The sequence below is a fragment of the uncultured Veillonella sp. genome, assembly GCF_915069625.1.
In the GTDB taxonomy this organism is placed as follows: domain Bacteria; phylum Bacillota; class Negativicutes; order Veillonellales; family Veillonellaceae; genus Veillonella.
The window spans coordinates 1-20,535 of the sequence record NZ_CAJZFD010000010.1; the positions used below are offsets into that span (position 1 = coordinate 1).

Annotated in this window: 20 protein-coding genes; 19 read left to right on the top strand and 1 reads right to left on the bottom strand. The window is 37.5% G+C overall.

Features of this window, described 5'->3' with window-relative positions; translation table 11 throughout:
* The 11 genes from QZ548_RS01090 to QZ548_RS01140 all read left to right on the top strand — a co-directional run.
* Positions 1 to 201: ANTAR domain-containing response regulator (locus QZ548_RS01090; protein ID WP_295867463.1), on the top strand; the 201-nt coding region annotated here is incomplete at its 5' end.
* A 215-nt stretch (positions 202 to 416) separates the two neighbouring features.
* The gene (gene groES / locus QZ548_RS01095) at positions 417 to 698 is read left to right on the top strand and encodes a co-chaperone GroES (protein WP_004696047.1); all 282 of its coding nucleotides are present in this window, start codon (positions 417 to 419) and stop codon (positions 696 to 698) included.
* 110 nt (positions 699 to 808) lie between these two features.
* Positions 809 to 2,434: a chaperonin GroEL gene (gene groL / locus QZ548_RS01100; protein ID WP_105089275.1), complete on the top strand. Its 1,626-nt coding sequence runs from the start codon at positions 809 to 811 to the stop codon at positions 2,432 to 2,434.
* Positions 2,435 to 2,702: 268 nt separating this feature from the next.
* Positions 2,703 to 3,119, top strand: coding sequence for a DoxX family protein (locus QZ548_RS01105; RefSeq protein ID WP_295867466.1), 417 nt, complete (start codon positions 2,703 to 2,705; stop codon positions 3,117 to 3,119).
* A 58-nt stretch (positions 3,120 to 3,177) separates the two neighbouring features.
* Positions 3,178 to 4,434: a diaminopimelate decarboxylase gene (locus QZ548_RS01110; RefSeq protein WP_005386368.1), complete on the top strand. Its 1,257-nt coding sequence runs from the start codon at positions 3,178 to 3,180 to the stop codon at positions 4,432 to 4,434.
* A 296-nt stretch (positions 4,435 to 4,730) separates the two neighbouring features.
* Positions 4,731 to 5,474 (top strand): Fe-S cluster assembly ATPase SufC, encoded by a 744-nt coding sequence (gene sufC, locus QZ548_RS01115; RefSeq protein WP_039969146.1) that lies wholly within the window; start codon positions 4,731 to 4,733, stop codon positions 5,472 to 5,474.
* Positions 5,475 to 5,482: 8 nt separating this feature from the next.
* On the top strand, positions 5,483 to 6,892 hold the full coding sequence (gene sufB / locus QZ548_RS01120) for a Fe-S cluster assembly protein SufB (RefSeq protein WP_105089273.1): 1,410 nt from the start codon (positions 5,483 to 5,485) through the stop codon (positions 6,890 to 6,892).
* Positions 6,893 to 6,901: 9 nt separating this feature from the next.
* Positions 6,902 to 7,948: a SufD family Fe-S cluster assembly protein gene (locus tag QZ548_RS01125; RefSeq protein WP_295867469.1), complete on the top strand. Its 1,047-nt coding sequence runs from the start codon at positions 6,902 to 6,904 to the stop codon at positions 7,946 to 7,948.
* A gap of 12 nt (positions 7,949 to 7,960) precedes the next feature.
* The gene (locus QZ548_RS01130; protein ID WP_295781761.1) at positions 7,961 to 9,190 is read left to right on the top strand and encodes a SufS family cysteine desulfurase; all 1,230 of its coding nucleotides are present in this window, start codon (positions 7,961 to 7,963) and stop codon (positions 9,188 to 9,190) included.
* A gap of 14 nt (positions 9,191 to 9,204) precedes the next feature.
* Positions 9,205 to 9,630: a Fe-S cluster assembly sulfur transfer protein SufU gene (gene sufU / locus QZ548_RS01135; RefSeq protein WP_024066921.1), complete on the top strand. Its 426-nt coding sequence runs from the start codon at positions 9,205 to 9,207 to the stop codon at positions 9,628 to 9,630.
* 1 nt (position 9,631) lies between these two features.
* Positions 9,632 to 10,315 (top strand): HAD hydrolase-like protein, encoded by a 684-nt coding sequence (locus QZ548_RS01140; RefSeq protein WP_295781764.1) that lies wholly within the window; start codon positions 9,632 to 9,634, stop codon positions 10,313 to 10,315.
* Between the two features lie 103 nt (positions 10,316 to 10,418).
* Here QZ548_RS01140 and QZ548_RS01145 read toward each other — a convergent pair whose 3' ends face one another.
* Positions 10,419 to 10,925, bottom strand: coding sequence for an S-adenosylmethionine decarboxylase family protein (locus QZ548_RS01145; RefSeq protein ID WP_005386379.1), 507 nt, complete (start codon positions 10,923 to 10,925; stop codon positions 10,419 to 10,421).
* 213 nt (positions 10,926 to 11,138) lie between these two features.
* Here QZ548_RS01145 and QZ548_RS01150 point away from each other — a divergent pair, with 213 nt between their 5' ends.
* From QZ548_RS01150 to gltX, 8 genes are all read left to right on the top strand, one after another.
* Entirely contained in the window at positions 11,139 to 11,618 is a 480-nt protein-coding gene (locus QZ548_RS01150) for a CtsR family transcriptional regulator (RefSeq protein ID WP_295867471.1), read from the top strand.
* Between the two features lie 48 nt (positions 11,619 to 11,666).
* The gene (locus QZ548_RS01155; RefSeq protein ID WP_295867473.1) at positions 11,667 to 12,164 is read left to right on the top strand and encodes a UvrB/UvrC motif-containing protein; all 498 of its coding nucleotides are present in this window, start codon (positions 11,667 to 11,669) and stop codon (positions 12,162 to 12,164) included.
* A gap of 12 nt (positions 12,165 to 12,176) precedes the next feature.
* Entirely contained in the window at positions 12,177 to 13,238 is a 1,062-nt protein-coding gene (locus QZ548_RS01160) for a protein arginine kinase (RefSeq protein ID WP_295867475.1), read from the top strand.
* Positions 13,239 to 13,325: 87 nt separating this feature from the next.
* Positions 13,326 to 15,773 (top strand): ATP-dependent Clp protease ATP-binding subunit, encoded by a 2,448-nt coding sequence (locus QZ548_RS01165; RefSeq protein WP_295867476.1) that lies wholly within the window; start codon positions 13,326 to 13,328, stop codon positions 15,771 to 15,773.
* A gap of 170 nt (positions 15,774 to 15,943) precedes the next feature.
* Positions 15,944 to 17,317, top strand: a complete 1,374-nt coding sequence (gene radA, locus QZ548_RS01170; protein ID WP_024065771.1) for a DNA repair protein RadA — start codon at positions 15,944 to 15,946, stop codon at positions 17,315 to 17,317.
* A gap of 15 nt (positions 17,318 to 17,332) precedes the next feature.
* Positions 17,333 to 18,484 (top strand): PIN/TRAM domain-containing protein, encoded by a 1,152-nt coding sequence (locus tag QZ548_RS01175; protein ID WP_295867479.1) that lies wholly within the window; start codon positions 17,333 to 17,335, stop codon positions 18,482 to 18,484.
* A complete protein-coding gene (gene ispD, locus QZ548_RS01180; RefSeq protein ID WP_295867481.1) occupies positions 18,468 to 19,643 on the top strand; it encodes a 2-C-methyl-D-erythritol 4-phosphate cytidylyltransferase in 1,176 nt (391 codons plus the stop codon). The genes QZ548_RS01175 and ispD overlap by 17 nt, the downstream gene beginning before the upstream one ends.
* Before the next feature lie 2 nt (positions 19,644 to 19,645).
* A partial coding sequence (gene gltX, locus QZ548_RS01185; RefSeq protein ID WP_295867484.1) for a glutamate--tRNA ligase occupies positions 19,646 to 20,535 on the top strand: 890 nt, incomplete at its 3' end.

Genomic DNA, 20,535 nt, shown 5'->3' on the forward strand with positions numbered 1-20,535 from the left:
GAATCACGTCAACAAATGGCTGATTTAGAGAAAACACTAGAAGAACGAAAGTTAATTCAAAAAGCTACAGGAATTCTTATGGATTTATATAAAATTACGGAGGACGAAGCATATAATCGAATTCGTCAATTAAGTATGAAAAAACGAGATTCTATTGCTAGCATATGTAAATTAATTATTCAGCAAGCATCATCTAATTAGAGACTAAATACAAGTAGCCTTCTATATGAGATATATCTTATATAGAAGGCTATTTTATATGAATTAATACTTGTAAAAACTAAAAAGTCAAAAAATCAAAATTTCTGCTTGCATTTATTTTGACATCGGTTATAATAATACATGTGATTAGCACTCGGTAACTTAGAGTGCTAATAAATTGTAAATAATAACTAGTAAATAAGGAGTGACATCATATGTTAAAACCATTAGCTGACCGCGTTCTTATCCGTTTAGAAGCAAAAGAAGAAAAAACTAAAAGTGGTATTTTCCTTCCTGATACAGCAAAAGAAAAACCTCAAGAAGGTGTAGTAGTAGCTGTAGGTGCTGGTAAAGTTTATGACAATGGTCAACGTGTAGCTCCAGAAGTTAAAGTTGGCGATACTGTTATGTTCGCAAAATATGCTGGTAGCGAATTAGAAATCGATGGCGCTACTCACTTGATCATTAGCGAACGTGATATTTTGGCAGTATTATAATAGCTGATTAATAGCTTTCACGGCTATACATATTAATGATACATTCTATATTGCCTTAGGGCATATATTTCTATACATTGGATAGTGTTACTATCTAGGAGGTAATACATATGGCAAAAGAAATCTTGTTTAATGAAGAAGCTCGTCGCGCTTTAGGTCGTGGCGTTGATCAATTGGCAAATGCTGTAAAAGTTACATTAGGACCAAAAGGCCGTAATGTTGTATTGGATAAAAAATTCGGTTCTCCAACAATCACAAACGATGGTGTAACAATTGCTCGTGATATCGAACTTCCAGATCCATTTGAAAACATGGGTGCTCAATTAGTTAAAGAAGTTGCTACTAAAACTAATGACGTAGCAGGTGACGGTACTACTACTGCAACTGTATTGGCACAAGCTATGATTCAAGAAGGTATGCGCAACGTAGCAGCTGGTGCTAACCCAATGATCTTGAAAAAAGGTATTGAAACAGCAGTAAAAACTTTGGTAGAAGAAATTAAAAAACGCTCCATTAAAGTTTCTGGTAAAGCTGAAATCGCACAAGTTGCTAGCGTATCTGCAGCTGATGAAGAAATTGGTGGCTTGATTGCTGAAGCTATGGAAAAAGTTGGTAACGACGGCGTTATCACTGTTGAAGAATCCAAAGGCTTGCAAACTGCATTAAACGTAGTAGAAGGTATGCAATTTGACCGCGGTTACATTTCCCCTTACATGGTAACTGATCCTGATCGTATGGAAGCAGTTATGGATAATCCATACATCTTGATCACTGACCGTAAAATCAGTGCTATCGCTGATATGTTACCAACACTTGAAAAAGTGGTAAAAGTAGGTAAAGAACTTCTTATCATTGCTGAAGATGTAGAAGGTGAAGCATTGGCTACATTGGTAGTAAACCGCTTACGTGGTACATTCAAAGCTGTAGCAGTTAAAGCTCCTGGCTTCGGTGACCGTCGTAAAGCTATGCTTGAAGATATCGCTATCTTGACTGGTGGTACTGTAATTACTGAAGATATGGGTCGTAAACTTGATTCCGTAGAACTTACTGACCTTGGTACGGCTCGTCAAGTTCGCATTACTAAAGATGAAACTACAATCATCGATGGTGTAGGCGATAAAGATGTAATTGCTAAACGCGTTAGCCAAATCCGTGCACAAGTGGAAGAAACAACTTCTGAATTCGACCGTGAAAAATTACAAGAACGTCTTGCTAAATTGTCCGGTGGTGTTGCAGTTATCGAAGTAGGTGCTGCTACAGAAGTTGAAATGAAAGATAAAAAACTTCGTATCGAAGACGCATTGAACGCAACTCGCGCTGCTGTTGAAGAAGGTATCGTAGCTGGTGGTGGTACTACATTCATCGACATCATCCCTGCTTTGAACACATTGGAAGCTACTGGTGATGTTCAAACTGGTATTAACCTTGTTAAACGTGCAGTAGAAGAACCTCTTCGTCAAATCGCTTACAATGCTGGTCTTGAAGGTTCCGTTGTAGTTGAAAAAGTTAAAAATACTGAAGCTGGCGTTGGTTTCAATGCTTTGACTGAAGAATACATCGACATGGTAAAAGCTGGTATCGTGGATCCTGCAAAAGTTACACGTTCTGCTCTTCAAAATGCTGCATCCATTGCATCTCTTGTATTGACTACTGAAACAATCGTAGCTGATAAAGTAGAAGAAAATGCTGCAGTACCTGCAATGCCTCCAATGGGTGGCATGGGCGGTATGATGTAATCAACTGCTTCGCGCATAATCTATAAGATTTAGAATAATCCTAATGAATTTGGAACTATATGTTCACTTTTTCATTAGGATTATTTTTTGTATTTAGCTAAATCAGTTATATGAGGATTATCAAATCGATAAAATTGATTTTGTATACAACATATGTTATAATTCTATAGAATTTAATATTGAGTCTAGTTTGACACAGTAGTTACTGACCTTTATAATATGGTTATCGAATTATTTCGATGTTGTTTAACCTGAAAGAAGGATTACTATGTTGAGCTTTATTTTTAAAAGTAAACCTAATTATGTTAATTTTGGCCTCTTAGTTTATCGTTTGGCACTTGGTATTTCTATGTTTTATCATGGATATTTAAAGTATTTGAGCGGTGCTGAAGGCCTTTATAAAGTTGGAGCTATGTTGGCACCATTAGGTGTACCTGGTGGTTATGAAATATTAGGTACTATGGCAGCATATGCAGAAATGATAGGCGGCGTACTTATAGCAGTTGGTCTATTTACAAGAATTGGATCTTTGCTACTTATTGGTACATTAGCAGTGGCCACGATATTAAATCTTAGTGGCAGCTTCTTTAGTTGGGACTATCCATCTCAAATGGGCTTTGGTGCACTTATGTTATTCTTTGCAGGTGCAGGACGCTATAGCCTAGATAAAGCTTTATTTAAATAATAATTAGGATAATAGACTCGTCGATTGATGAGTCTTTTATTTGTGTAGCGAGGTTATTATGAATACAAAAACAGTTCCGTTTACAGCTGAACAATTAGAAAATATTATTGCCCAATATCCAACACCATTTCATATTTACGATGAAGAAGGTATCATTGAAAATATGAAATCTTTCATCGATGCATTTTCTTGGAATAAAGGGTTTAAACAATATTTTGCTGTAAAAGCGACTCCAAATCCATATATTATGCGTGTGTTACAAAAACTTGGGGTAGGTGCAGACTGCTCTTCCTTGGCAGAGTTGATGCTATGCGAAAAAGTGGGCATTACAGGTCATGACATTATGTTCACATCTAATGACACACCATATGTAGAATATAAAAAAGCACTAGAAATGGGTGCTATTATCAACCTAGATGATATTACTCATATTGAATATTTAGAAAAAAATCATGGTTCTTTGCCTGATACGTTCTGCGTTCGTTATAACCCAGGCTCCTTAAAAGAAGGGGGCAATACAATTATTGGCCTTCCTGAAGAAGCTAAATACGGTATGACTCGTGAACAAATTTTTGAAGCCTACAAACAACTACAAGCAAAAGGTGTAAAACACTTTGGTATCCATACAATGGTTGTTTCTAATGAACTTGATATCGATGGCTTAGTTGGCACGGCTGAACTTTGCTTTAATCTTGCCGTAGATATTAAAAATGAGCTTGGCATCAATGTTGAGTTTATCGATCTTGGTGGTGGCGTAGGTGTTGCTTATAAACCAGAACAAACACCTGTAGATTTCAAAGCGCTTAGCAAGGGTGTAGAAGAGGCTTACAATAGAATTCTCGTAGCTAATGGTCTTGGTGATGTAGCATTAGCTTATGAATGTGGTCGTATGGTTACAGGTCCATTTGGTTACCTAGTTTCTACAGCGATTCACAAAAAAGATATTTATCGTCATTACATTGGTCTTGATTCTTGCATGGCAAATCTTATGCGTCCAGCATTATATGGTTCTTATCACCATATTACTGTAATGGGTAAAGAAAATGCGCCTAAGGACCATGTATATGATGTAACGGGCTCCTTATGTGAAAATAACGATAAGTTCGCAATCCAACGTGAATTGCCAAAAATTGATATTGGTGATCGTATCATCATTCATGATGCTGGTGCACATGGTCATTCTATGGGCTTTAACTATAATGGTAAATTGCGTTCTGCTGAGTTGTTATTACATAAAGATGGCTCTGTTACACAAATTCGTCGTGCTGAAACATATGATGATTTGTTTGGCACTCTCGATTTCTCCAACCTATAATTTAATATTGAGAATCGAATAGGATGAGAATGAATATTATTAAAAGCCTATCAATATATGTAATATATGATATTCTTTTAATTCCTGTATATTTTAGTAGGAATATCTTGCTATCATTTAGATAAGAATGTATAATAATTGTAGATTGTTATGCACATACTTGCTAAGTTGGCGAGAATTACGGCGGTATTCACGTTAGTGCGTACCGCCTTTTTATATGTGTCAGTATATACGTTTTACATATAACGATTGTATGCCTCGATATTGAGGATACATAATAAAAAGGAGTGAATATTTTGGCTGAATTACTTCAGATAAAAGATTTAAAGGTATCCGTTGAAGATAAACAAATCTTGAAAGGTATCAACTTAACAATTAATAAAGGTGAAATTCACGTTGTAATGGGCACAAATGGTGCAGGTAAGTCTACACTTGCTAATGCTATCATGGGTAACTCTACATATACTGTAGACAGTGGCTCCATTATTTTTGATGGTAAAGATATTACAGAAGATGCAGTAAACGATCGTGCAAAAGCTGGTATCTTCATGTCCTTCCAAAACCCTATTTCTATTCCTGGTATCACTGTAGAAAACTTCATTCGTACAGCTAAATCCACAATTACTGGTGAAAATGTACGTGCTTTGTCCTTCAAAAAAGAATTGAAAGAAAAAATGGATGAATTGTCCTTTGATTTGTCCTATGCACAACGTTATGTAAATGAAGGTTTCTCCGGTGGTGAACGCAAGAAAAATGAAATTCTTCAAATGTCCATTTTGAATCCTAAATTGGCTATTCTTGATGAAACTGACTCCGGTCTTGACGTAGACGCAGTTCGTATCGTATCCGAAGGCGTACAACGTTTCCACAACGAAGACAATGCTGTATTGATCATCACTCACCACAACCAAATCTTGCAAAAATTAAAACCTGACTATGTTCATGTATTGATCAACGGTAAGATCGTTAAAACTGGTGATGCTTCTCTTGTACGTGAAATCGAAGAAAAAGGTTACGACGCATACAAAGCATTAGCATAGGAGGCACAATGGAAGAAAGAAAGAAAACCCAAGTCGCGGATATGGACCGTGGTGTCTATGATATTAAGAATGACTTTGAATATTCTTATATTTCTGATGCCGGTTTGACAGAAGATATTATCCGTGAAATTTGGTCTAATAAAAATGAACCTGAATGGATGCTTGACTTCCGTTTGAAATCTTTAGAAATCTACAATCGTATGGGGATTCCAAACTGGATTCCTGATATTTCTGGCTTAGATATGGCTAATATCCATACTTATGTTAAGCCTAAAGTAGATATGAAAGAAAACTGGGACGAAGTTCCAGAAGAAATTAAAAGCACTTTTGACCGCTTAGGTATTCCAGAAGCGGAAAAAACATCTCTTGCTGGTGTTGGTGCGCAATATGACTCTGAAGTTGTTTACCACAGTATTCAAGAAGATCTTGTTAAACAAGGTGTTATCTATACTGATATTGAAACAGCATTACATGAGCATGAAGAAATCGTAAAAAAATACTGGATGACTTTGATTCCACCTACAGACCATAAATGGGCTGCTCTTCATGGTGCAGTTTGGTCTGGTGGTTCCTTCGTATACGTTCCAGCAGGCGTACAAGTAGAGATTCCATTGCAATCTTACTTCCGCTTGAATGCACCAGGTGCTGGTCAGTTTGAACATACTATGATCATTGTAGAAGAAGGTGCTAAATTGCACTTTATCGAAGGTTGCTCTGCTCCTAAGTATGATGTATCTAACCTTCATGCCGGCGCTGTTGAATTGTTCGTTAAAGACAATGCTACATTGCGTTACTCTACAATTGAAAACTGGTCCAAGAACATGTACAACCTTAACACAAAACGTTGTGTAGTAGGTAAAAATGGTACAATCGAATGGGTATCTGGTTCCTTTGGTTCCAAAGTTTCCTGCTTGTATCCAATGAGTATTCTTAACGGTGAAGGTGCACATGCTGAATTTACAGGTGTAACATTCGCTGGTGAAGGCCAATTCCTTGATACAGGTTGTAAAGTGGTACATAATGCACCATATACAACAAGTAATGTAAACTCTAAATCCATCTCTAAATCCGGTGGCGCTGCAATTTATCGTGGCCTTTTGAAAATTGGTCCTAAAGCGGAACATTCTAAAGCAACAGTTTCTTGTGAATCCTTGATGCTTGATGCTGAGTCTCAATCTGATACAATCCCAGCAATTATTGTAGAAAACGATAATGTAGACTTAGGTCATGAAGCAAAAATCGGTCGTATTTCCGATGAAGCAATTTTCTACCTCATGACTCGTGGTATCAGCGAAGAAGAAGCTCGCGCTATGCTTGTTCGTGGTTTCGTAGAGCCAATCTCTAAAGAATTGCCACTTGAATATGCAGTAGAAATGAACAATCTAATCAATCTTGAATTAGAAGGTTCTATCGGTTAAGGAGGAATTATGAGCGAATTACTATTTAATGAACTCCCTAGACCGACATTCAGATGGTTACGCGTTAATCATACTGTAAGTTCTCTAGCTGGAGAAGATGCAGCGGTACAATCCATCGCTGTAGAAGCGAATCAAAATATTCTTTCACCATTACCTACTGGTACAGCATTACTAGATGGTAATTATGAAGGTGCAAATAAAGAAGCTGTTCTAGAATTAGTGGAAAAAGCGGAAGGCTATGCCATCAATGTACCTGCTAAAGCAAAAGAAGTAGTAGGTATCCGCATTGATGCTAATACTCGTGTGGCGAACCGTTTCCAATTTATCGTTGGTGAAGGTGCTGAATTAGAAGTACAATTCTATGTAACTGGTTCTGGCGATGCATTGACAAATGTTAGCTATTTAAACGAATACGATGTTAAAGAAGCCGGTAAAGTTGTAGTGAAAAAGGTAAATCTTTTACCTGAACATGTACAACATATCGAGCATCGATACACTAAATTAGAAGATAAAGCAGATGTAGAATACATCAATATTGAAATTGGTGGTAGTGAAAACATCTTGAATTACTATCACGATTTAGTAGGTCAAGAATCTCGAATGATTCATGATATTGCTTATCTTGGTAATAAAGAGCAAAAATTTGATATTTCTATGGTTATGAGTCATGGTGGCAAAAAGTCCTACAGTGATATTCATACCTTAGGTGCTCTTAGCGGTAATTCTAAAAAATCCTTCCGTGGTACCCTTGATTTCCTTCATGGTGCAACTGCAGCTGAAGGCGCGGAAGAAGATACTTGCTTGTTGTTAGACCCTACTGTAAAATCTATCTCCTTGCCACTATTATTGTGTAAAGAAGATAATGTAGTTGGTAACCATGCAGCAAGTGCAGGCCAAATTGATCATAATAAATTGTTCTACATCATGAGCCGTGGCTTTAGTGAAGTAGAAGCAAAACATATTATTGTTGAATCTATGATTCGACCTATTATTGATCGCATTGGTGATGAAACGATTGAAGAAGCAGCATTAGCAGCTGTACGTAATAAAATTTAAAGAGGCGTTTTTATGAGACCAATTGCAGAAGCATACAAAGACTTTCCTATATTACATAAAGAGCATAATGGGCACCGCGTTATCTATTTAGATAGCGGTGCTACTGCACAAATTCCACAGTCCGTAATTGACCGTGTTGTGGAACATATGACACAACGTAATGGTAATCCACATCGTGGTTCTCATATTTTGGCTATTGAAGCATCTGAAGACTATGAAAATGCACGGGATCGCGTAGTTGAATTTATCAATGCTCGCGAACGTGAAGAAGTCGTGTTTACACGTAATAGTACGGAATCTATGAACTTGATTGCCCATAGCTATGGTCTTCATAATGTGAAAAAAGGTGACAAGATTGTCATTACTGTTGCTGAGCATCATGCAAATCTTGTAACATGGCAATATGTAGCAGAACAAACTGGGGCAACTTTAGAATACATGTACCTTGATGAACATGGGCATTTAAAAGATGGTGAAATCAATAAAATTGATGAAAATACTAAAATTGTCGCTTTTGCTCATGTTAGTAACGTGCTTGGTATGGAATTCCCAGTAAAAGAATTAACTGAAAAGGCTCACTCTGTAGGCGCTATTGTTGTTCTAGATGGTGCTCAATCTACACCTCATAAAAAAATCGACGTTCAAGCATTAGATTGCGATTTCTTCGTATTCTCTGGCCATAAAATGTGTGCATCCCAAGGTATTGGTGTACTCTATGGTAAACGTGAACTATTAGAAGCTATGCCTCCATTCCTATTGGGTGGTGACATGATTGAATATGTAAAAGAGCAAACAGCTACATTTAATGAGCTTCCATACAAGTTCGAAGCAGGTACTCCAAATGCTGATGGTGCCGTTTCCTTGCATGCAGCTATTGATTATTTAGAATCTTTTGGCATGGATGCTATTGAAGCCTATGAAGAGGAACTTGTAGCATATATTCTTCCTAAGATTGTTGCATTGCCTCACGTTCACGTAATTGGCTCTCAAAATCCTAAGGAAAAACATGGTGTAATTGCATTTACAGTAGATGATGTACATCCTCATGATGTAGCTACAATTTTAGATTCAAAGGGCATTTGTGTTCGTTCTGGTCACCACTGTGCACAACCATTAGGTGCATTCTACAATGTATCTGCATCCACTCGTCTAAGTATGTATCTATATACTCGTAAGGAAGATTTAGATGCTTTCCTTGAAGTATTAAAGACAGTTCGTTCAGTAATGGGTTTTAAAGATTAGGAGATTTACCATCAATGGAAATGGATCAATTATATACGGAACTTATTTTGGAACATAACCAAGATAAGCGTAATAAACATGAATTAGCTCATTTTACAAATTCTGAGCATGGCCATAACCCAAGTTGTGGTGATGACCTAACATTGCAACTCAATGTGGAAGATGGCATTATTAAAGATGCTGCATACACAGGCTCTGGTTGTGCTATCAGCCAAGCATCTGCATCTATGATGATTGATATCATCAAGGGCAAATCCGTTGAGGAAGCGCTTCGTTTGGTAGAAATTTTCTTAGGTATGATCAAAAAAGAGATTACCGATGAAAATGAGTTAGAAGAATTAGAAGATGCTATGGCATTACAAAATATTTCTAACATGCCAGCACGTGTTAAATGTGCAGTTCTTGCATGGCATACATTGAAAGAGGCTTTAAAGAAATAATATGAAGAAGACTATATTATTTGATTTAGATGGAACTTTAACGGATTCTCAAGAAGGCATTCTTAAAAGCATTAAATTTGCATTGGAACATTTTGGTTATGATGTACCTGATGAAGAAACACTACAATTATTCTTAGGACCACCATTGGTAGATGCGTTCCAAGAACATTGTGGTATGACCTTTGAGCAAGCGGAAGAAACATACTTTAAATTCCGTGAACGGTATGGTACCATCGGTAAATTTGAAAATAAAGTATATCCGAATATTGTAGACCTATTAGCTAAATGTAAAACTGAACAATATACTATAGCTGTAGCGACTGCAAAACCAGAACATTATGCTAAAGATATTCTAGACCACTTTGAATTGACACCATACTTTGATGTCATTGTAGGTGCCAATTATGAGGCTGGTTTATTGCATAAGAAAGAGATTCTTGAAAAGGCTCTTACCCTTTGTGGTAACCCATTGACCGATGACAATGGTCGTCGCTTGGCATTTATGGTTGGGGATCGCAAGTATGATGTAGAGGCAGCTAATGAACTTGGCTGTATCTCTATCGGTGTTACTTATGGTTATGGTACAGAAGCTGAACTAAAAGAAGCTGATGCAGAATACATTTGTGATGATGTTGATGAAATTGCTGATGTTCTTGACCTTGAAGAAATGATGGTTCGTAGATAAGCTATTATAAATAAAATATCAACTTTAAAAGGCTAGAGGAATTTCCTCTAGCCTTTTGGCATCTATCTAAAAAAGGACTAACCTATAGGTTAGTCCTTTTGTGTTATTTTTTTAGGCCGCTTTTTTTAGCTAACGTTTTGATAACCTTAGCACTTTGTTTTTTCAACTTGCCACCTGTTTGTTTTAATTGGATACGCGTGCGAGAAACACGACCAAGTGTAGTAATCTTAGTTTTGCGACGTGGCTTCATATCACGCTCGTTACCAAAGTCGCCACGTTGTACACTTGTTGCTTTTACCTTTTCAGCTCTGAAAGACTTACGTAATGCTTTCATAATCAATGTAAGCGGTAAGGATTGCTCAAAAGAATACAAATCAACAGCCACATAGCCTAGAGCAGGATATGTGTGCAATGTAAAGTGAAAGCCTGGTGCAACAGATAGGAGGGCGATCTCCTCGTCCATAACTTGACAACTGATTTCATCAACATCAAGGTCAGCTAAATCAAATGCAGTTGCTACACTTTCTTGTACAGCTGTAGCGGATGAAATTGCATCTTCATCGCAGGAATATAAATCAATTAACAGTTCTTGTCCTAATGCTTCTGCCATAACAACACCTTCTTTCATAAAAATATATCTCATTTATTATACCTAGAATTTATGATTAAGTCCAATCAAAGGAGAATGTATTAAAAGGTCAAAAAAATAGTATAGAAATTTGACCTTTATATTGACTAAAGTCAAAAAGTCAAATATAATAGATATATGTAAAAAGCAAATAGTCAAAAATATATTAAATAAAATGTTAAAGAGGTGTTTTTTATGAGTATGATAGCTGATAAAATAGAAAAGTTTATATTAGATCGTATGCGTGAAGAACAAGAGAAATTAATTTTAAAACGTAACGAATTAGCCGATGAATTAGATTGTGCACCATCGCAAATTAGTTATGTACTAAGTACACGATTTTCTAATGAACGCGGCTTTGATGTTGAATCAAGACGTGGGCTAGGTGGATATATTCGAATTACTAAATTAAATCCAGAAAGCTCCGATTCACTACCAGCTGTAACAACCTATCGTATTTATGAAGGTCAAAACACAGTAGATCGATTGATTGATATTAAAGATGTAGACCAATCCTTGTTTCAATTACTACAGGCTGAAAAGATTACTCGTCGTGAAGCTCAATTAATGCATAATTCTTTTGCTACATTGATTGAGAATACCGACATTGAACATCGTAATGATGCAATTCGTCAGCTCTACGCAACAATGGTGGATACACTACGGAAGGAGTGATGATCAGTGATATGTGATCATTGCCATAAAAATGAAGCTACTATCCATATGACAAATATTGTAAATAATCAGAAGACGGAACAACATTTGTGCAATACTTGTGCCACTGCATTACAGCAGGAGGGAAAATTATCCCCTTATAGTTTCTTTATGAATGATATGTGGGATGATAGCTTCTTTACCAATGATTTCTTTAAGAATATGGTCTATCCTGATAGTTTATTAAAATCACATCAGTCTAAACGTTGCCCTCAATGTGGTATTACTTATGATGAGTTTAACCGCGTAGGTAAGTTTGGTTGTGATACATGTTATGAAACCTTTGCTAGTGAAATAAAACCGTTATTACAACGATTACAAGGTAGTTGTGAATATGAAGGAACTGTTCCTAGTCATGGTCATAATGTATTTAAAGCAAAGTATGAATTAAAGAGGTTGCGTCATCAATTAGACTCAGCAATTCAAGCTGAGAACTTTGAGGATGCAGCTATCTTAAGAGATAAAATAAAAGAATTAGAAGCCATCATTGGCGGCGATAAAGAGTAGGAGGTTCTTATTATGTTAGATACTATATTAGACTCTCCTTTAAGCCCATGGCTACAACACGATACGGATGCAACCGATCATATTGTCATATCTAGTCGAATCCGATTAGCACGGAATTTTGATGGAATATTGTTTACAAATCGTAATGATAAGTCATCTTTAGAAAAGGTAAATACCATTTCTAGAGGCTTGCTTCAACCTTTAAAAGAAGCAGATGGACATCAATATTCCAATATTAATCTTGAGCAATTAAGCGAGCGTGAGCGAGCTATATTGGTTGAAAAACATTTAATGAGTCCTGCATTGGAGGAAAAACTGCCATATCGCAGTTTAGTAGTATCTGATGATGCATCTATCGTAATTATGGTGAATGAAGAAGACCATTTGCGGATTCAATCTATGGTTTCAGGGTTGCGATTACAGGAAGCTTATGAACATGCTAAAAAAATAGATAAGGCTATTGAAGCAAAATATCCATATGCTTTTGATGAACGGTTTGGTTATTTAACGGCTTGTCCTACTAATGTAGGCACAGGTTTGAGGGCCTCTGTAATGTTACATTTGCCAGCATTGACCATATCTAGACGAATTACACGGCTTATTCGTAGCATCATTCAATTAGGTTATTCTGTACGTGGATTATATGGAGAAGGCTCCGAAGCGTTAGGAAATATTTACCAAATTTCTAATCAACGTACTATGGGTGTCAGTGAAGAGGATACCATCGAGCAATTGACGAAGATTGTAGAAGGTATCATTGCAGAAGAGCGAAAATCTCGACAATCCTTATTGCATAATGATAAAGAAGGTTTAGAAGATGTATTATGGCGCTCATATGGTGTTTTACAATATGCGCGTCGTGTTAATGGTAAAGAGGCCTTAACAAAGCTTAGCGATATCCAATTAGGCGTTGACTTAGAGATTTTACCTTCTTGGGGTAAGGATTCATTTAATGAGTTAATCGCCATAACTAGACCTAATTTTCTTTCTAAATATGCAGGAAATGATGATCTAACAGATATCGAGCGTGATAGCTATAGGGCAAAGGTAATCCGTCAAAAGCTTTCACATTAATAGCTATTCCAATGGTATAGCCTACCATTGTTTACATATATTTGAAGAGAAATAATTACAATTTACATAGATAGATGAGGTGATATTATGATGCAACGATTTACAGACGATGCACAGCGTGTCCTTTCCTTTGCTCAAGAAGCAGCGCTAGAACTAGGGCATGACTATGTAGGCACTGAACATGTACTCATCGGACTTACAAAGGTTAAAAATGGTGTTGCCGCTAAGGCTTTAGCAGAGCTTGGTATTGTTACAGAAGATATTTTTGAAGCTGTAGAGGAACAAGTTGGTCGCGGTAATAAAAAAGTAACATCTATATATATGACTCCTCGTGTTAAGCATGTACTTGAGTTAGCTATTCAAGTTGCTAATCGCATGAATCATAATTACGTTGGTACTGAGCATATTCTCTTAGGATTACTCAGCGACGGTGGTGGCGTTGCAGTTGGAATTCTACGGGCTATGAATATTCGTACCGATGATATAGTAGAAGCGATTCGTCACATTCTTGGCTCTAATACAAATAGTGATGATAATGGACAAGAGGGGTCGAGTCATAATGGTGACCTAGGTGATTTAGCTGATTTTGCTACCGACCTAAATGAGTCCGCAAAACAAGGTAAAATTGATCCTGTTATTGGTCGTGATACAGAAATTCAACGTGTTATTCAAATTCTTAGCCGTAGAACTAAAAATAATCCAGTTCTTATCGGTGAACCTGGTGTAGGTAAAACTGCTATTGCTGAAGGTTTGGCACAACGTATTGTCAATGGCAATGTGCCAGAGATTTTGCGCAACAAACGCATTATTTCTCTTAGCATTAGCTCCATGTTAGCTGGTGCAAAATACCGTGGTGAATTTGAAGAACGCTTAAAAAAAGCAATCGATGAAGTGCAACAGCATGATGATATGATTATCTTCATTGATGAAATTCATACATTGGTTGGCGCAGGGGCTACTGAAGGTGCAATGGATGCGGCAAATATATTGAAACCAGCTTTAGCACGCGGTGAGTTCCAAGTTATTGGTGCTACGACACTTGATGAATATAAAAAGCATATTGAAAAAGATGCTGCCTTAGAGCGTCGCTTCCAACCTGTTCAAGTAGGGGAACCTAATGAAGAGGATGCTCTTGAAATCTTGATGGGATTACGAGATCGCTATGAGGCTTTCCATAAGGCTAAAATTACAGATGAGGCATTAAAAGCTGCTGTTACCTTATCTAGTCGATATATTACAGATCGATTTTTGCCTGATAAGGCTATCGATGTGGTTGATGAAGCTGCCTCTAAGGTGCGTATGAAAGTCTTTTCTGCAGCGCCAGATGTTAAGGCTTTAGAAGACCGACTCAATACGGTAAAGAAAGAAAAGGAAGCTGCTGTTACATCTCAAGATTTTGAAAAGGCGGCTAAGCTTCGTGATGAAGAGCAAGCTCTCGTTAAAGAGATTGACGATAAAAAAGCTGTAGCTAAAGAGGAAAGTGATCAAAAACTAATAGTTACAGAAGAAGATATTGCTGCAGTAGTAGCTCAGTGGACGGGTATTCCGGTGGCTAAAATAGCAGAAGAAGAATCTGAAACCTTGCTTCATTTAGAAGATGAGCTACATAAACGCGTTATCGGTCAAGATGATGCTGTTACAGCTGTAGCGAAAGCTGTGCGCCGTGCAAGGGCTGGATTAAAGGATCCAAAACGTCCTATTGGTTCATTCTTATTCCTTGGACCAACAGGGGTTGGTAAAACTGAATTAGCAAGAGCTCTTGCATCTTCCTTGTTCGGCGATGAATCTGCAATGATTCGACTTGATATGTCTGAATATATGGAAAAGCATACTGTTTCTCGTCTAGTTGGGGCCCCTCCTGGATATGTAGGATATGAAGAGGGCGGTCAACTCACTGATGCAGTGCGTCGTAAACCATATAGTGTTATTTTGCTCGATGAAGTAGAAAAGGCTCATGCAGATTTCTTTAACATCCTATTACAAGTACTTGATGATGGCCGACTTACAGATAGTCAAGGTAGAACCGTAGACTTTAGAAATACGGTTATCATTATGACTAGTAATTTAGGAGCTAAAGCATTACATAAGAACTCTACAGAACTAGGCTTCTTAGCACCAAAAAAAGCTGAAGCTAATGATAAAGATGCTAAAAGCATTGATTTTAAAGAAGCTAAGAAGTCTGTTATGGATGCTGTAAAACGTCATTTCAGACCGGAGTTTTTGAATCGTATTGATGAGATGATTGTATTCCATCCATTAACGGAAGAGGACTTAACAAAAATTGTGACTATTTTGATGAGTGATGTAACAAAACGTCTTGGCGAACGTGATTTGCACTTAGAAATTACACCTGAGGCTATGAAATTACTCGTTAAAGAAGGTTCAGATTTTACTATGGGTGCTCGTCCTTTAAAACGTGCTATTCAACGTTTAATTGAGGATCCTGTATCCGATCTTATTTTGAAAGGAGAGGCGATAGCAGGTAAAACAATTAAAGTAGATGCAAAGGATAACGATATTGTTGTAACGGTTTAATATAAATACAAAAATATATAGTTAATGACTACCTTTCATATAAATTATATGGCTTAAATGGTATACTATAGAATAGTGATAGTTAACCATGTAGTAAAATTATGCATAAAAGGTCATGAATGGTTATCATTCATGACCTTTTTTATCTTTTATACAAGTCTTGAGGTAATATGGCAAAAGCAAAATCAGTATTCTTCTGTCAAAATTGTGGGGCTGAATCCTCTAAGTGGATGGGCCGTTGTCCACAATGTGGCGAATGGAATACATTAGTTGAAGAGATTATCAAAGAAACTAAACATAGCCGCACACCTTCACGAGGTGTGGGAAACCAAACAACAAAACCAACTGCTTTACCGGATATTGAAATTTCATCCATTGCGCGTGTATCTACAACCTTTGGTGAAATTGATCGTGTATTAGGTGGAGGTATAGTACCTGGTGCATTAATGCTATTGGGTGGTGATCCAGGCATCGGTAAATCTACATTATTACTACAGGTTTCCCAAAAGGTAGCCGATACTGTTGGTACGGTTCTATATGCATCTGGTGAAGAGTCTCAGTTACAGCTTAAACTTCGAGCAGAACGACTTCATATTAATAGTGAACGTTTACAAGTGATTGCCGATACAGATTTAGATCATATTTTAGAGCAAGCTGATGCAATGACGCCATCTTTACTTGTTATTGACTCTATACAAACCATGTATACTGGTGATATTGATGCAGCTCCAGGCAGTGTAAGCCAAGTGCGAGAATGTACATCTCGACTCCTTCGATTCTGTAAAGAACGCAATATTCCAACAGTAATCATTGGACACGTTACTAAGGAAGGTAATATTGCTGGTCCACGTATGTTAGAACATATGGTGGATGTAGTACTTTATTTTGAAGGTGAACGGTCTTACCAATTTCGTATTTTGCGCTCCATTAAGAATCGTTTTGGATCCACATCTGAAACAGGTATCTTTGCCATGGTTGAGGAAGGTCTACAAGAGCTTTCTAATCCTTCCGCTTCGTTGTTGGCAGAACGATCGGATGAGGAAAGTGGCAGCGCTGTTATGATTTACCTTGAAGGGGTTCGTCCTATTCTTGTAGAGGTGCAAAGCCTTGTTGTTACAACTGCTTTTGGCATGCCACGACGGACTGCCATAGGGTATGATTTAAATCGTCTAATTGTGCTATTGGCAGTACTAGAAAAACGCTGTGGTTTTACATTAGGTAATAAGGACGTGTACGTTAACGTTATTGGTGGTCTCAAGGTGAACGAACCAGCTTGTGACTTGTCTATGGCAGTTGCCATCGTATCTAATTTAAAAAATCGCATCGTTCCTACTGATATGGTCATCTTAGGTGAGGTTGGCTTAACTGGTAATGTTCGTAGCATTCCACGTATTGAACAGCGTATTAATGAAGCTAAAAAATTAGGCTTTAAAAAGTTTATTATTCCTGAAGGCAATTATAAGCAGATCAAGGATAATGATAGTTCTATCAAGATTAGAGGCGTTAAATCTATTCAAGAAGCAATGCAACTGGTATTTTCTTAATTAGGAGGTGATTTGATGATTTATCGGATATTGCGCTATGTAATCGCCATTCTTGTGGGCACAGCGGCCTATGTTGGAATGGATAGCTTAGCACCTATTATCGACCCATATTTAGTCTCTCAATTCGAGTCTTTTGGGGATATGTCATTGACCATTGCACGTATTTCAGTATTAATTCTTGGTACTTTAATTGGCGTTATTATTGGTTATTTAATTTCTTCATTCATTTTAAAACAAGGTTTAGTGATTGCTAAACGATTAGAACGTATTCTTACTCATATTCCAAATCAAGAATTGATTGCAGGCACCATCGGTTTATTATTCGGTCTTATTATTGCAAATTTAATTGGTGTTGCATTCAATCAAGTACCTATTATAGGATCTTACATTCCTATTATTTTGAGTGCTATCTTTGGATATAGTGGCCTTAAAATCATGGCTCGTAAGGGCCCTGAAATGTACAATAATTATGTACAACAATGGAGCGGAGATGGTAATAAAAAGACTAGTCGTTTTAAAATGTTCTCCACTCATAAATCTGATAAAGCCTCTAGTACGCCAAAATTATTAGATACATCTGTTATTATTGATGGACGTATTAAGGAGCTATGTAACACAGGCTTTATTGAAGGACCTCTCATGGTTCCACTCTTTGTGTTGAATGAGTTACAAATTATTTCTGATTCTGCAGATTCTACAAAGCGCAATCGTGGTCGTCGTGGTCTCGATATTTTGAAAGAGATGCAAGATGCCAACAAGGTAGCTATTGAAGTGGTGGAAGATGATTACGATGATCTTACAGAAGTTGATTCTAAATTGATGCGCCTCGCTTTAGATAAGCAATGGAAATTGATGACTAATGATTTCAACTTAAATAAGGTAGCTCGTGTACAAGGTATTGAAGTACTCAATCTTAATGAGCTCGCTAATGTACTTAAACCAGCGCTCATTGCAGGTGAATGGATTCGCGTGCAAATTATGAAAGAAGGTAAGGAGGTACATCAAGGCGTTGCGTATCTCGACGATGGTACCATGATTGTTGTGGAAGATGGTAAACCTTATGTAGGTCAAACTGTAGAGGTTATGGTTACATCTATCTTACAAACCAGTGCTGGTCGCATGATCTTTGCTCGTGTAGATGGAGGACAAAATGGACAAGGTAATTAGTTGTATTGTTCTCGCTGCTGGTGCTGGGCGCCGCATGGGATATAAAGAAAACAAGATATTTATACCTTTAGGACGATTTTCTATTATTCAGCGTACACTACAAAATGTAGCAAAGGTTGAAGGTTTGAATGAGATTATTCTTGTTGTAGCCGATGGTGAACAAGAGTATATGATAAAACATATTCAAGAGTTGGATTTAACTGTTCCCGTACACATCGTACTGGGTGGAAAAGAACGGCAAGATTCTGTAGCCTGTGGTCTCAAGGCTGTATCAGAAGATACCAATATAGTTCTTGTTCATGATGGGGCGCGACCTTTGGCTTCTACTAAGATGTTTAGTGATGTAGCTGAGGCGGCTAATCTCTATGGTGCAGCTACTGTAGGTGTTCCGGCTACAGATACCATTAAACGGGTTGATACAGATCATAATGTTTTGGAAACATTACAGCGTAGTGAGTTATATCAAATTCAAACGCCACAAGGCTTTCAAAAAGACTTGTTTGTAGAGGCTCATCAAGCGGCTTATGAAACAAAGTATCTTGGCACAGATGATGTATCTTTAGTAGAGTATGTAGGAAAGCCTGTACATATAGTTGAAGGAGACTATTGTAATATAAAGGTAACAACACCGAATGATATTGCAGTAGCTAAACGATATTTAGGAATTGAGGATACACGTATGCGCGTTGGATTTGGTTATGATATTCATCAATTAAAAGCAGGTCGCCCTTGTATTCTTGGCGGTGTTCGTATTGAATCTGAACTCGGTCCTGATGGTCATTCCGATGCGGATGTTCTCATTCATGCATTGATGGATGCTATGCTAGGTGCTGCAGGTTTACGAGATATTGGATATTATTTCCCGCCTGAAGATGACCAGTATAAAGGGATTTCTAGTATGCTTTTACTAGAAAAGGTTAATTCCTTATTGAAAGAACGTGGGTTACAAGCCTATAATATAGATATTATGGTTATTTCGGAGACACCTAAGTTAAAGCCGCACATCGATACGATGAAGGCGAATTTACAATCTGTTTTAGAAATACCATTAGAACGTATTAGTATTAAAGCGACAACAAACGAAATGCTAGGTGCTATTGGGCGCCGTGAAGGCATTGCTGCACAAGCTGTCGTTTCTGTATATGAAGGAGAGGTATAATCATGAGTTCCATGAAAGTTCGTTTTGCTCCAAGCCCTACGGGTCCATTCCATATTGGTGGTGCTCGTTCTGCTTTGTTTAACTGGCTATTAGCACGTAAGGAAAAAGGCACATTTGTATTGCGTATTGAAGATACAGATTTGGCTCGTTCCACACGTGAAAGTGAAGAAAATATCAAAGCTTCCTTACAATGGCTTGGCATGAACTGGGATGAAGGTATTGATGTAGGTGGCGACAATGGCCCTTACCGTCAAACAGAACGTCTCGATTTATATAAAGAAGTAACACAACGCTTATTAGACGAAGGCAAAGCTTATGAGTGCTACTGCACACCAGAAGAATTAGATGTTGTTCGTCAAGAACAAATGGATCGTGGCGAAACACCTAAATATAATGGTCATTGCCAACACTTAGACGAAGAAACTAAGGCTAAATATATTGCAGAAGGTCGTAAACCAACAATCCGCTTACGCGTTCCTTTGAATAAAACATATGCATTCGACGATATGGTACGTGGTCATGTATCCTTTGAATCCAACGGTGTAGGTGATTTCGTTATCGTTAAATCCGATGGTATTCCTGTATATAACTTTGCGGTAGTAATGGACGATCATATGATGGGCATTACTCACGTTATTCGTGCAGAGGAACATTTATCTAATACACCACGTCAAATGGCTATTTATGAAGCGTTGGGTTGGGAAGTACCTAAGTTTGGCCACATTTCCTTGATTCTTGGTAAAGATTACAAGAAAATGTCCAAACGTCATGGTGCTACTTCTGTTGAACAATACAAACAATTAGGCTACTTGCCAGAAGCACTTGTAAACTTCTTAGCGCTTCTAGGTTGGGCTCCAGAAGGGGAAGAAGAGTTCTTTACACAAGATGAATT